This is a genomic window from Bifidobacterium eulemuris (genome assembly GCF_014898155.1).
In the GTDB taxonomy this organism is placed as follows: domain Bacteria; phylum Actinomycetota; class Actinomycetes; order Actinomycetales; family Bifidobacteriaceae; genus Bifidobacterium; species Bifidobacterium eulemuris.
Map to the genome: position 1 here is coordinate 290,923 of NZ_CP062938.1, position 13,880 is coordinate 304,802.

The following is a 13,880-nucleotide window of genomic DNA, read 5'->3' on the forward strand; positions in this document are numbered from 1 at the left end:
CGCAAGCCGGATAATCTCACGCATCCGGCCGCGACACGCGCATAGCCCGCGCACACGCGCGGGATACGGCGGACGGGGGAGTTCGCTAGTATGGACTGAGTTTTGTCTTGCGCCAGCTAGAAGGAGTGTTTGGTGGTCGATCAGCATAACCAGCCGGGGTTCACGGATCAGTCGGTGATTCGCAACTTCTGCATCATCGCGCATATCGACCATGGCAAGTCCACCGTGGCCGACCGTATCCTGCAGCTGAGCGGCATCGTGCCCGAACGTGAGATGCGCGACCGCTTCCTCGACCGCATGGATATCGAGCAGGAGCGCGGCATCACCATCAAATCGCAGGCCGTGCGCGTGCCGTGGACCTTCGACGGCGTCGAATACACGCTGGGTATGATCGACACCCCCGGCCATGTGGATTTCACCTATGAGGTATCGCGCGCGCTGGCCGCCTGCGAGGGCGCGGTGCTGCTCGTCGACGCCACGCAGGGCATCGAGGCCCAGACCCTGAGCAACCTGTATATGGCCATCGACCATGATCTGGCCATCATTCCGGTGCTTAACAAAATCGATCTGCCAAGCGCCGAACCCGACAAGCACGCCGAGGAGATCGCCGGTCTGATCGGCTGCGAGCCGGGCGATGTGCTGCGCGTCTCCGGCAAAACCGGCGAAGGAGTCTCCGATCTGCTCGATCAGATCGTCATGGACGTGCCCGCACCGAACGGAGACCCGGACGCGCCCGCCCGAGCGCTGATCTTCGATTCGGTCTATGACTCCTACCGCGGCATCGTCACCTATCTGCGTATGGTCGACGGCGAGCTGCGCAGCCGCGAGAAGCTGCATATGATGGGCATCGGCATGACGCACGACCCCATCGAGATCGGCGTGATTAGCCCCGACATGACCCCCACCAAGGCGTTGGGCGCCGGCGAGGTCGGCTATGTGATCACCGGAGCGAAGGACGTGAGCCAGTCCAAGGTGGGCGACACGATCACCTCCGCGATCAAGCCCGCCACCGAACCGTTGGACGGCTACCGCGATCCCAAGCCGATGGTGTACTCCGGCCTGTTCCCGATCGACAACGCGCAGTTCCCCGAATTGCGCGACGCGCTCGACAAGCTCAAGCTCAACGACGCGGCGCTCGTCTACACGCCGGAGACTTCCGTGGCGTTGGGATTCGGCTTCCGCTGCGGCTTCCTGGGACTGCTGCATATGGAGATCGTCTCCGAGCGCTTGAGCCGCGAATTCGGCCTCGACCTGATCCAGACAGCACCGAACGTGACCTACGAGGTGACCGCGGAGGACGGCACCGAATTCCATGTGACCAATCCGAGTGAGTTCCCCGACGGCAAGATCAAGCGCATCGTCGAGCCGATGGTGGCGGCCGACATCATCACGCCTAAGGAGTTCATCGGCGCGGTGATGGACCTGTGCCAGGAGAACCGCGGCATCATGGGCACGATGGAATATATCTCCACCGACCGAGTGGAGATGCACTACCGTATGCCGCTGGCCGAAATCGTGTTCGACTTCTTCGACCAGCTGAAAAGCCGTACCAAGGGCTACGCCTCGCTCGACTACCATGAGGATGGCGAGCAGAGCGCCGACCTGGTCAAGGTGGATATCCTCATCCAGGGCGAGAAGGTGGACGCGTTCAGCGCCATCGTGCACCGCGACAAGGCATACAGCTACGGCGTGATGATGACGAAGAAGCTGCGCGAGCTCATTCCCCGACAGCAGTTCGAGATTCCGATCCAGGCCGCGATCGGCTCGCGCATCATCGCGCGCGAGAACATCCGCGCCCTGCGCAAGGATGTGCTCGCCAAATGCTACGGCGGCGACATCACCCGTAAGCGCAAGCTGCTCGAGAAGCAGAAGGCCGGCAAGAAGCGCATGAAGATGCTCGGCCATGTGGAGGTGCCGCAGGAGGCGTTCATCGCCGCCCTGTCCACCGGCGATTCCGGCAATGACCGCGACACCAAGGACAAGATCCGCGCCGCCCAGAAAACCGAAGGATGACGGGCGTCCTGTAACATCCGTCATCCCGAGCGCAGTCGAGGGATCCCAAATCGAGACGGCCGTCGGAACGGTCGGACAGCGTCATCCCGAGCGCAGTCGAGGGATCCCAACGCCACGAGATGCTTCGACTGCGCCTGCGGCTCCGCTCAGCATGACGGCAAAGCATCCGTCGCGCACGTATGAAAGGCATATCATGACCTACGGAGTGTATGTGCATGTGCCGTTCTGCTTAAGGCGCTGCGGATACTGCGATTTCAACACGTATACGGCCTTTGATCTGGGTGGGGGCGCCTCACGCGGCAACTACGCGACCATGGTGGTGCGCGAGATGCGTCTGGTGCGCGACTGGCAGCTCGCGCACGGCATCGAAGAACCCGAAGCTAGCACCGTGTTCTTCGGGGGAGGCACGCCCACCATCCTGCCGGCGTCCGATCTGATCGCCATGCTGGACGCGGTCCGAGACGTCTGGGGGTTGGAACCCGATGCGGAAATCACCACCGAGGCGAATCCCGACACCGTGGATGCCGACTATATCCGTGAGCTCGCGGATGGAGGGTTCACCCGTATCTCCTTCGGCATGCAGTCGGCGGTGCCGCATGTGCTGAAAACCTTGGACCGCACGCATACGCCCGCCAACGTGGAGGCCGGCGTGCGCGCGGCCGAACGGGCTGGGCTGCGCTCCAGCGTCGACCTGATCTACGGAGCGCCGGGGGAGAGCCTCGACGACTGGCGGGAATCCGTACGCACCGCCATCGATCTGGGAGTGGACCACATCTCCGCCTACGCGCTCACCGTGGAGCCGACCACCAGGATGGGCCGTCAGATCGCCGCGGGAATCCTGCCCAAACCCGATGACGACGACGAGGCGGCGAAATACGAAATCGCCGACGAGCTGTTCACCGCCGCCGGACTGCGCTGGTACGAGGTGTCGAACTGGGCCCGACCTGGCTTCGAAAGCCGCCATAACCTCGGATATTGGCGCAACGTCGATTGGGCGGGGCTGGGACCGGGCGCGCACAGCCACTATTCGCTCGACGGCAACGATATGCGCGCCTGGGACATCACGCATCCGAAACTGTGGGGGCAATCCATCGCCGATGGCACAGTGCCATGGGCAGGAAGCGAAACCATATCCGCCCAGGAGCATCTTGAAGAGGTGATCATGCTGGGCGTGCGCCTGCGCGAGGGATTGGCCATCGCCGACGTCGAGCGCGCGGCCGGACATGCGATTCCACGCGAACGCTTCGACGGATTGCGCCAAGCCGGACTGATCGACGTGGCGGACGACAGCATCGTTCCCACGCTTCGGGGCCGTCTGCTCAACGACACCATCATCGAACAGCTTTTCGACCTGCTCGGCTGAAGCCGTACCAACGCTCCGCACGTCATCCTGAGCGAAGCGATTTTTTCCGTCATCCGAGAAGCGGTTCATCTTTCCTCCGTCATCCCGAGCGGAGCGCAGAGCGCGCAGTCGAGGGATCTCGTTTGGTTGAGTCGGGAGTATGAGATTCTTCGACTCCGCTGCGCTCCGCTCAGAATGACGGGAAAAGAGGGTGTTGCTTGGTCTGGCGCGAATGCCGAAAAAAGGGTATTGACTTTTTTCGATATTCGGTATATGGGACACGTAACATAAATGACGCAAGCCGGCGCTACCCTATAAAAGCTTTACCCAAAGAACCGCAGGACCTTCGGGCTCTGCCAAAACGACAATGAAGGTGGTTTCGGTGACTTTCCACGCCCCGCTTGATCTCACGGTCCATAAATCCCAAGGCATGTACGACCCTGGGGCCGAGCATGACGCCTGCGGCGTCGGTATGGTCACCACCCTGAACAAGCGGGCCGAGCACAAAATCGTCAAGGACGCCATCGAGGTGCTCGTCAATCTCAACCACCGCGGCGCGGTCGGCTCCGAGGAGAACACCGGCGACGGCGCGGGCATCCTGATGAGCATGCCCGATGAGTTCATGCGCGCCACGTTGGGCGAACTGGGCGTCGAGCTTCCCGGACCCGGATGTTACGCCGCCGGCATCGCCTTCCTCGACCGCGACATCGCCATATCCGGCCAGCAGGAGCAGGCCATCGCCCGCATCGCCCGCGAGGAGGGTCTCGAGGTGCTCGCCTGGCGCGTGGTGCCCACCAATCCGGACGGACTGGGACTGCAGGCCCTCGCCTCCATGCCGAGCTTCAAAACGCTGGTGCTCGCCGACCCGGAGGGCAGGCTCGAAGGCATCGACATCGACCGCAAAACCTTCCGCATCCGCAAGCGCGTCGAGCATGAGGTGGGCATCTACTTCGCCTCCCTCTCCGCGCGCACCATCACCTATAAGGGCATGCTCACCACCATGCAGCTCACGCCCTTCTTCCCGGATCTGACCGACGAGCGCATGAAGGCCAAGGTCGCCATCGTCCATTCGCGCTTCTCGACGAACACGTTCCCCAGCTGGCCGCTCGCCCAGCCCTTCCGCATGCTCGCCCACAACGGCGAGATCAACACGATCCAAGGCAACCGCAACTGGCTGTCCGCCCGCGAAGGCAGGCTCAGCTCCGAACTGCTCGGCGAGCTCGAGCCGCTGCTGCCGATCGACACGCCCGGCTATTCCGATTCCGGCACCTTCGACGAATGCCTCGAACTGCTGCATCTGGCCGGCCGCTCCCTGCCGCACGCCGTCTCCATGATGCTGCCGCCCGCATGGGAGAAGAACGCCGAACTCGATCCGGACGTGCGCGCGTTCTACGAGTACAACAACACACTGATCGAGCCGTGGGACGGCCCGGCGCACATCATCTTCACCGACGGCACCCAGGTGGGCGCGCTGCTCGACCGCAACGGCTTCCGTCCCGGCCGCTGGCGGCTCACCGACGACGGCTATCTGGTGCTCGCCTCCGAAGCCGGCGTGCTGCCCGAGGTGGCACCCGAGCATGTCAAGGCGAACGGCCGACTGGAACCGGGCAAGATGTTCCTGGTGGACACCGCCGAAGGCCGTATGATCTCGGATGAGGAGATCAAGAAGACGCTCGCCTCCCAGCATCCATACCGCGAATGGGTGGAGGGCAATTCGGTGGAGCTGAGCGACCTGCCCACTCGCGCGCATGTGAACCACTCCGGACAGTCCGTGGTGCGCCGCCAGCGCGCCTTCGGCTACACGGAGGAGGATCTGAAGCTCCTGCTCGCCCCCATGGCCAACACCGGCAAGGAACCGCTCGGCTCGATGGGCAACGACGCGCCCATGGCCGCGCTTTCCAGCCGCTCGCGCATGCTGTTCGACTACTTCACGCAGAAGTTCGCGCAGGTCACCAACCCGCCGCTCGACTGGGAGCGCGAGGAGATCGTCACCTGTCTGGAATCCGCGATCGGCCCCGAACCGAATCTGCTGAGCGATTCCGCGCTGCACGCCAAGAAGATCCTCATCCCGCTGCCCGTCATCAACTCCGATGAGATGGCCCAGCTCAAGCGCCTCGACCGCGCCAAGATCCTCGGCGGATACTACAAGCCGTATGTGGTCAAGGGCCTCTACCAGGTCGCCGGCGGCGGCAAGGCGCTTCAGGAGCGCCTCGACGAGATCTTCGCCGAAATCGATCTCGCGATCGAGGGCGGCAAGAACTTCATCGTGCTCTCCGACCGTGATTCGAACCACACGTGGGGCCCGATCCCGTCGCTGCTGCTCACCTCCGCCGTGCAGCACCACCTGCTGCGCTGCCATACGCGCACGCAGATCTCCATGGCCGTGGAGGCCGGCGACGTGCGCGAGGTGCACCATGTGGCGCTGCTCATCGCCTACGGCGCGGCCTGCGTGAACCCGTACCTCGCGTTCGAGTCCGTCGAGGACCTCTCACGCACCGGATACCTCACCGTGGACGCCGAAACCGCCGTGAGGAACCTCACCAAGGCGCTGTCGACCGGCGTGCTCAAGATCATGTCGAAGATGGGCGTGAGCACCATCATGAGCTACCGCGGCGCACAGCTGTTCGAGGCGGTGGGTCTGAACAAGGAGATCATCGACGAGTACTTCACCGGCACCACGTCGCGCGTGGGCGGCGTCGGTCTCGACGAGATCGCCGAGGAGGTGGCCATCCGCCACCGCGTGGCCTATCCGAACCAGTGGACCGCCACCCCGCACCGCAATCTGCGCACGGGCGGCGACTACAAGTGGCGTCGCACCGGCGAGGAGCATCTCAACGATCCCGAGGCGATCTTCCTGCTGCAGCAGTCGACCCAGCGCGGCGACTACCAGATGTTCAAGAAGTACTCGCACCACATCGACGACACCTCCAACCGTCTGATGACGCTGCGTGGCCTGATGAAGTTCACCAACGCGCGCAAGCCGATCGACATCTCGGAGGTCGAGCCCGCCAGCGAGATCGTCAAGCGCTTCTCCACGGGCGCCATGAGCTACGGCTCCATCTCGCAGGAGGCGCACGAGACGCTCGCCATCGCCATGAACCGCATCGGCGCGCGCTCCAACTCCGGCGAGGGCGGCGAGTCCCCGGAGCGTCTGCGCGACGACGAACGCGTGAGCAAGATCAAGCAGATCGCCTCCGCGCGATTCGGCGTGACCAGCGACTACCTCGTGCACGCCACCGACCTGCAGATCAAGCTCGCCCAGGGCGCCAAGCCCGGCGAGGGCGGCCATCTGCCCGGCGCGAAGGTGCCGCCGTGGATCGCCAAGGTGCGCCACGCGACGCCCGGCGTGGAGCTGATCTCCCCGCCGCCGCACCACGACATCTACTCCATTGAGGACCTGAAGCAGCTGATCAACGACGCGAAGATGGCCAATCCCCAGGCCCGCATCCACGTCAAGCTCGTCTCCGAGTTCGGCGTGGGCACCATCGCCGCAGGCGTGGCCAAATGCCATGCCGACGTGGTGCTCATCTCCGGCTACGACGGCGGCACCGGCGCGGCTCCGCTCAACGCGATCAAGCACGCCGGCACCCCGTGGGAGATCGGCCTGAGCGAAACCCAGCAGACGCTGATCCTGAACGGCCTGCGCTCGCGCATCACCGTGCAGTGCGACGGCGAGCTGAAAACCGGCCGCGACGTGATGATCGCCGCGCTGCTGGGCGCCGAGGAGTTCGGCTTCGCCACCGCCGCGCTGATCGTCGAAGGCTGCGTGATGATGCGCGCATGCCAGAAGAACACCTGCCCGCAGGGCATCGCCACCCAGGATCCGGAGCTGAGGGCCCGGTTCACGGGCAAGCCCGAGCATGTGGTGAACTTCTTCATGTTCATCGCCGAAGAGGTGCGCGAGCTGCTCGCACAGCTGGGCTTCCGCACGCTTCAGGAGGCGGTCGGCCACGTCGAATGCCTCGACCAGAACGAAGCGATCAAGCGCTGGAAGTCCGATGGCATCGATCTGAGCCACGTGCTTATGCAGCCCGGCCCGGTGCCCGGCACGATCCTGCACAACACCGAGCCGCAGAACCACGAGCTGGAGAAGGCGCTCGACAACGAGCTCATCGCCATGGCCCGGCCGGCGCTCGAGAACAAGGAGCCCGTGCGCATCGACATGCCGATTCGCAACGTGAACCGCACGCTCGGCACCATGGTCGGCTATGAGATCACCAAGCGCTACGGTGCTGAGGGCCTGCCCGACGACACCATCGACATGACATTCCACGGCGCGGGCGGCCAGTCCATCGGCGCGTTCATCCCACGCGGCGAGACCATGCGCGTCTACGGCGAGGTCAACGACTACGCGGGCAAGGGCATCTCCGGCGGCCGCATGATCGTGCGCCCGGAAGAGGGCGTCACCTTCGACACGCATGAGAACGTGATCGCCGGCAATGTGACCGGCTTCGGCGCGACCTCCGGCCAGATCTTCGTGGCCGGACGCGCGGGCGAACGTTTCGGCGTGCGCAACGGCGGCGCGACCTTCGTGGTGGAGGGCGTGGGCGACCACGGCTGCGAGTATATGACCGGCGGCACCGTCGTCATCCTCGGACCCACGGGCCGCAACTTCGGCGCGGGCTTCTCGGGAGGTCACGTGTACATGCTCGACCTCGACATGTCCAAAGTGAATCCGAGCGCGGTCAAGAGCGGCGCGCTGCTCTTCCAGCCGTTGGACGCGGAGCATGAGCGGACCGTGCGCGCGCTGGTCAAAACGCATGCCGAGGAGACCGGCTCCGCATTCGCGGCCGAACTGCTCGCCGACTGGGAGCATGCCAAGACCCGCTTCACGCATGTGGTGCCCAAGCAGTTCGTCGCGATGACGAACGCGATGGCCGAGGCCGAGGCCAACGATATCGATTTCAATTCGCCCGGCGTCTGGGAACAGGTGTACGAGCAGGTTATGGAAGGAGCGCGCTGACATGAGCGACCCGAGAGGATTTCTGAAAGTCCGCACCCGCCGCGAGTTGGCCGAGCGCCCCGTCGAGGAGCGCATCAAGGATTGGTGCGATGTGCACGCCGAATCCGGCCTGCAGCCGTGGACCCGCGAGCAGGCGGCCCGCTGCATGGATTGCGGCACCCCGTTCTGCATGACCGGATGCCCGTTGGGCAACCTCATCCCCGAATGGAACGATTTGGTGCGTCAGGGCAAATGGGAGGACGCCTACAACCGTCTGTCCATGACCAGCAACTTCCCCGAATTCACCAGCCGCATCTGCCCGGCCCTGTGTGAGTCGGCCTGCGTGCTCGGCATCTTCCAGCCGCCGACGATGATCAAGAACGACGAGCTCGCCATCATCGACCAGGCGTGGCAGCTCGGCTATGTCAAGCCGCTGCCGCCGCAGCGCCTCACCGACCAGACCGTCGCGGTCGTCGGCTCCGGCCCAGCGGGTCTGGCCTGCGCCCAGCAGCTCACGCGCGCCGGCCACACGGTGGTCGTCTACGAGCGTGACGAGCGGGTCGGTGGCCTGCTGCGCTTCGGCATCCCGAACTTCAAGCTCGACAAGGGTCTGATCGACCGTCGCGTGGAGCAGATGGAGGCCGAGGGCACCGTGTTCAAGACGGGCGTGGAGATCGGCAAGGACATCTCCTGGGACGATCTGCGCGACCGGTACGACGCGGTGGTCGTGGCCATCGGATCCACCGTGCCGCGCGATATGAACCTGCCCGGCCGCGAGCTCAAGGGCATCCACTTCGCCATGGACTTCCTGCCCGACGCGACCCGTCGTGTGTACGGTTTGGAGACCAAGAACGACATCACCGCCGCGGGCAAGCATGTGGTGGTGATTGGCGGCGGCGACACCGGCTCCGACTGCCTCGGCACTTCGATCCGTCAGGGCGCGAAGGACGTGACCGTGCTGCAGATCATGCCGAAGGAGCCCACCGAGCGCCCTGAGGGCCAGCCGTGGCCGACCTACGCCCGCCTGTACCAGAAGACCTCCTCGATGGAGGAGGGCGGCACCTACATGTACAGCACCGATTCGGTGAACTTCGTGGGTTCCGACGAGGAGCAGGCCCGCGTGCATGTCGAGAACTCGACCGCCACCGAAGGCTTCGTCGCCGACGAAAACGGCCATGTGACCGGCTTGAGGGTCGTGGACGTGGCGCCGGGGGAGAACGGTCCGTTCACCCGTCAGCCCGGCACCGAGCGCGTGATCCCCGCCGATCTGGTGCTGATCTCCGTGGGCTTCCTGCATCCGGACACCACCACGCTGGTCGACCAGTTGCCGGTGGAGTTGGACGGCCGCGGCAACGTGGCCCGCAACGACGGCTTCGCCACCTCGCAGGACGGCGTGTTCGCCTGCGGTGACGCCGGCCGAGGCCAGAGCCTGGTCGTGTGGGCCATCTCCGAAGGCCGCTCCTGCGCCGCCGCCGTCGACGAGTATCTGACTGGCGCGACCGAACTGCCCAAGCCGATCGTCGCCTCCCAGCGTCCGATGGCATTGCCGCGCTGACACGCGCGCCCGTAAATTCAGCGCATCGCATTCGTGGCCCCTCACCCGAGGGGCCACCTGCGTTTCGTACCACTCGTCTTTCCTGTCAAGAAGCAGGATCCGCGATCGGACGGGTTTTCCATGACTTGATAGCGCCCATACACGCATGCGCCGCAGTCCATGCGTGTTGACTTTATTTTTTTTGGGGGGGGGCACATAATGATATTGCCGACGCAAGGATGCATCGGATTGTTCTTGCGGATTTGAGAAGGAGACATGATGGACAAGATCTGGCAGTTTGGATTGACGCTGATGACGATGGGATTCATATCCAGCGCCATACTGTTCGCGGCAAGCGTGGTCGCCACGCCGTTTTTCGCCTCTGTTGATGGCATGGGGGAGACGACCGCCTTGCCGGGACTGTTCGGCATGGATCTCGCCGTCGCGATGGCCGTCGCACTGGTGGTCACGGTGATCGGACTGCTGATCTGCATGATTCAGATCACCCAAAGGATTCAGGAGAATAAGGACTGAGCGCAGCCTGGACGGGATTGCGGATCTCGAAAAGGGTGCCTTTCGATGCGGCGGTCCGCACATGGCGGGAGAGGCTGGGGTACACTGTTCTCCAGCGTATCCGTCAATCTCGTGAATAAGGAGTTGTCCCAATGCCGAACCGTGCAGAACGCCGCAAGGATGCGAAGAACGCGCGCCGCGGAATCCCGTCCCAGTATGACCAGACCCGCGGGCGCGGACGCTCGGGCATGATCGACGAATACGCGCTGCAGCAGAAGTCGATGCGCCTGCAGGAGGGACTGGACGGCGGCGAATGGAAGCCGACCGGCGGCTCGATCACGGCCACCGACACCACGCTGACCACCAATCCGAACTACACGAATCCCAAGATGTTCAAAGCGCCGCACTCGTTGCGCCAATGGTTCCGCGTGGGCAGCTGGACGCTGATCGCCCTGTCCATCATCGCGTTCTTCGTGGTGATGTGGCTGCCGAGCCATCCGATCTGGCTGGTCGCCACCATCTCCGGCGTGTTCATCATCGGCGTGCTCAGCCTGTTCTTCACCGCCGGCGATTCCAAGCACAATCCCAACCTCGACGCGCACGGCACTGCCGTATAACCTCAATATCCGTCATCCCGAGCAGAGTCGAGGGATCTCCAGAGATGAGATCCTTCGACTCCGGCTACGCCTCCGCTCAGGATGACGAGTAACAATGGACCGCCTCCGCTCGGGATGACGAGCGACGGCGGTTTTCCTTTACAAGCGCGCGTAGGTGAAATCGCGGATCATATCGAGCACGACGCCGCTTTCCTCAAGCCAGGTCATGCATACGGGGAACACGTGTCCCAGCGTCTCGGCAGGGGCGGTTTTCCAATCATGCAGTTCGAAATCGGCGTCCGCCTCGGCCAAATGCATGGCGAGACGCAGCGTCTCGTTTTGAATGAAATCATCGCTGCTGGTGTTCAGGAACAACGGCGGCAGATCGACCTTGCTTGTGATCTCGCCGAGATCGAATGTGCGCGGATCCAGATCCTTCACGCATCCCAGCATGCTGTCGGAGAACCTATGCAAAAGGGAGCTGTGATCGGGATCGATCTGGGATTCGCCATCCTCACGCGGCATATACGGCAGCATGTTGTACACGCCTGAAATGAGGGCCGCGCCGAGGACATTGACTCCACTGGGCGTCACGCCGAGCTGGCGAGCCAGCTCCGGCGAATGCTCGATCGCCGTGGTGAAGAACGCCAAGCATCCGCCGGCGGAATCGCCGGTCATCCATACGCCGTCCTGCGCGATGGGGTACTCATGCCGATGGTCGCGAATCCATGCCAGCGCCGTGGCGATATCCCGCAGTTGTCCGACGAAATCGGTTTGCGGCAACGGACGGTAATTCAATGAGAACACGGCGAAGCCACGTTCGGCCAGATGGGTGCAGAAATTGCGATTGAGCTCCTTGTATCCGTATACGAATCCGCCGCCGTGCACATCCACGTACACGGGAAGCGTGCGCCCGCCACGAACCACGGCGTCGTGGGGCAGGTAGAGGTCGAGCCTGTGGCCACGAACCTCATCGGCATCGTCGGCATAGTGAAGATCCTCGATGATATCCACGCCTTCGGGGTCGTGCCATAATGGCACGCGAGCCTCGTCGCACCGAACGAAGCCCAGACGGGCCTCTCGGATGACCGCGGCCAAGGATTCGGGACAGTCGTTCAGATCGCCATCCACCTCCGTCCAGTAGTCGTACGGCACTCCCTCGGGTGTGGCCATCGTGATCTTATCCGTCATACAGGCTCCTTCGTCGTTCGTCATCACCCCGCCGTGATATGCGCGATCCTTCGCGAATCTCATGGCGGGCATTCGGGCTTCGTTCTCGAAAACCTTTTTTAGGTTCCACCCGACAGCCGGCGGATGCAAGCGGCGAAACGCGGACAGGACACGAACATGCGGATTGTGCGTTTCGCATGGGGCGATGTCCTAAAGTGGTCAGTGGAATCGAAAACCTATAGGAGAGGTGACCAATGAAGGTTGATATCCTTACCCGCGAATACCCGCCGAAAGTCTATGGCGGCGCCGGCGTGCACGCCGAGGAGCTGTCCAAGGTGCTGGCTGAGCGCGTCGACGTGACCGTACGTGCCTTCGACGGCCCGCGCACCGAAGCCGACATCCCCGAAATTCCCGGCGAGAATCCGGCCGGATCGCTCAAACTCGTCGGCTACGACACCCCCGCGGAGCTATCGGACGCCAACGGCGCGATTAAAACGCTCGGAGTGGATCTGCAGATCGCCAACGATGTGGATGCCGACATCAGCCACGCGCACACCTGGTACGCCTGCATGGCCGGCTATCTGGCGAAGATGCTGCACGGCACCCCGCTGGTCATCACCGCGCACAGTCTGGAGCCCTTCCGCCCGTGGAAGAAGGAGCAGCTCGGCGGCGGCTACAATCTGAGTTCCTGGGCCGAGAAGGAGGCCTACGAGCATGCCGACCGTGTGATCGCCGTCTCCGCCGGTATGCGCGAGGATATCCTCGCGGCCTATCCGAACGTCGACCCGGATAAGGTGGTTGTGGTGCATAACGGCATCACGATGAGCCAGTTCGAAACCCCGGCCGACGACGATCCGGGCTGGAAGGTGTTCGAGCGCTACAACATCGACCGCAGCAAGCCGACCCTGCTGTTCGTGGGCCGCATCACCCGACAGAAAGGCCTGCCGTATCTGCTCAAGGCCCTGCATCTGGTCGACCCCGGCATCCAGGTGGTGCTGTGCGCCGGCGCGCCCGACACTCCGGAGATCATGGAGGAGGTCAAAACCGCGTTCGCCAAGCTCGACGAGGAGCGCGGCAACATCGTCTGGATCGAAGAGATGCTGCCCAAGCATGAGCTCAACGCGCTCGAGCATGGCTGCGACGCGTTCATCTGCCCGTCGATCTACGAGCCGCTCGGCATCGTGAACCTCGAGGCCATGGCCTGCGGTCTGCCGGTCGTCGCCTCCGCCACCGGCGGCATCCCCGAGGTCGTCGTCGACGGCGAAACCGGCTATCTCGTGCCGATCGACCAGCTGCACGACGGCACCGGCACCCCCACCAATCCGGACAAGTTCGTGCAGGATATGGCCGACGCGATCAACAGGATCATGGCCGATCCCGAACTCGCCAAGAAGATGGGCCAGGCCGGCTACGAGCGCGCCCGCGACATGTTCAGCTGGGAGTCCATCGCCGACAAGACGGTCGCCGTCTACCAGTCGGTGCTTGACGAGCAATAGACGACGAGGGAACGGTCCGTTCCTTTCCGTCATCCTGAGCGAAGGCAACGGTCCGTTCCTTTCCGTCATCCTGAGCGAAGGCAACGGTCCGTTCCTTTCCGTCATCCTGAGCGAAGCACGAAGTGCGGAGTCGAAGGATCTCATGCCTTTTGAGGCAGTTGTTCAGAGATCCTTCGACTCCGCTACTCTCCGCTCAGGATGACGGGAGGACTCCGCTACTCTCCGCTCAGGATGACGGGAGGATTCCGCTGCGCTCCGCTTAGGATGACGGAGA

8 protein-coding genes are annotated in these 13,880 nt (G+C 63.6%); 7 read left to right on the plus strand and 1 reads right to left on the minus strand.

Translation table 11 applies throughout. The annotated features are described in order from the left end of the window. Nucleotides 1-132: 132 nt before the first annotated feature. From lepA to BE0216_RS01335, 6 genes are all read left to right on the plus strand, one after another. Nucleotides 133-2,013: a translation elongation factor 4 gene (lepA, locus tag BE0216_RS01310; protein ID WP_094636268.1), complete on the plus strand. Its 1,881-nt coding sequence runs from the start codon at nt 133-135 to the stop codon at nt 2,011-2,013. Nucleotides 2,014-2,206: 193 nt separating this feature from the next. Next, nucleotides 2,207-3,376 (plus strand): radical SAM family heme chaperone HemW, encoded by a 1,170-nt coding sequence (hemW, locus tag BE0216_RS01315; protein ID WP_226805668.1) that lies wholly within the window; start codon nt 2,207-2,209, stop codon nt 3,374-3,376. A 361-nt stretch (nt 3,377-3,737) separates the two neighbouring features. Next, a complete protein-coding gene (gene gltB, locus BE0216_RS01320; RefSeq protein WP_094636452.1) occupies nt 3,738-8,318 on the plus strand; it encodes a glutamate synthase large subunit in 4,581 nt (1,526 codons plus the stop codon). A gap of 1 nt (nt 8,319) precedes the next feature. Then, nucleotides 8,320-9,852, plus strand: coding sequence for a glutamate synthase subunit beta (locus BE0216_RS01325; protein WP_094636266.1), 1,533 nt, complete (start codon nt 8,320-8,322; stop codon nt 9,850-9,852). Nucleotides 9,853-10,107: 255 nt separating this feature from the next. Next, complete coding sequence (locus BE0216_RS01330) at nt 10,108-10,365, plus strand: hypothetical protein (RefSeq protein WP_143249272.1); 258 nt, start codon at nt 10,108-10,110, stop codon at nt 10,363-10,365. Nucleotides 10,366-10,496: 131 nt separating this feature from the next. Further along, nucleotides 10,497-10,961, plus strand: coding sequence for a hypothetical protein (locus BE0216_RS01335; protein WP_094636264.1), 465 nt, complete (start codon nt 10,497-10,499; stop codon nt 10,959-10,961). A 138-nt stretch (nt 10,962-11,099) separates the two neighbouring features. Here the strand turns inward: BE0216_RS01335 and BE0216_RS01340 are convergent, their stop codons facing one another. Continuing rightward, complete coding sequence (locus BE0216_RS01340) at nt 11,100-12,131, minus strand: alpha/beta hydrolase (protein WP_094636451.1); 1,032 nt, start codon at nt 12,129-12,131, stop codon at nt 11,100-11,102. A 233-nt stretch (nt 12,132-12,364) separates the two neighbouring features. Between BE0216_RS01340 and glgA the strand changes: the two genes are divergently transcribed. Next, the gene (gene glgA, locus BE0216_RS01345; RefSeq protein ID WP_094636263.1) at nt 12,365-13,606 is read left to right on the plus strand and encodes a glycogen synthase; all 1,242 of its coding nucleotides are present in this window, start codon (nt 12,365-12,367) and stop codon (nt 13,604-13,606) included. Nucleotides 13,607-13,880 lie beyond the last annotated feature (274 nt).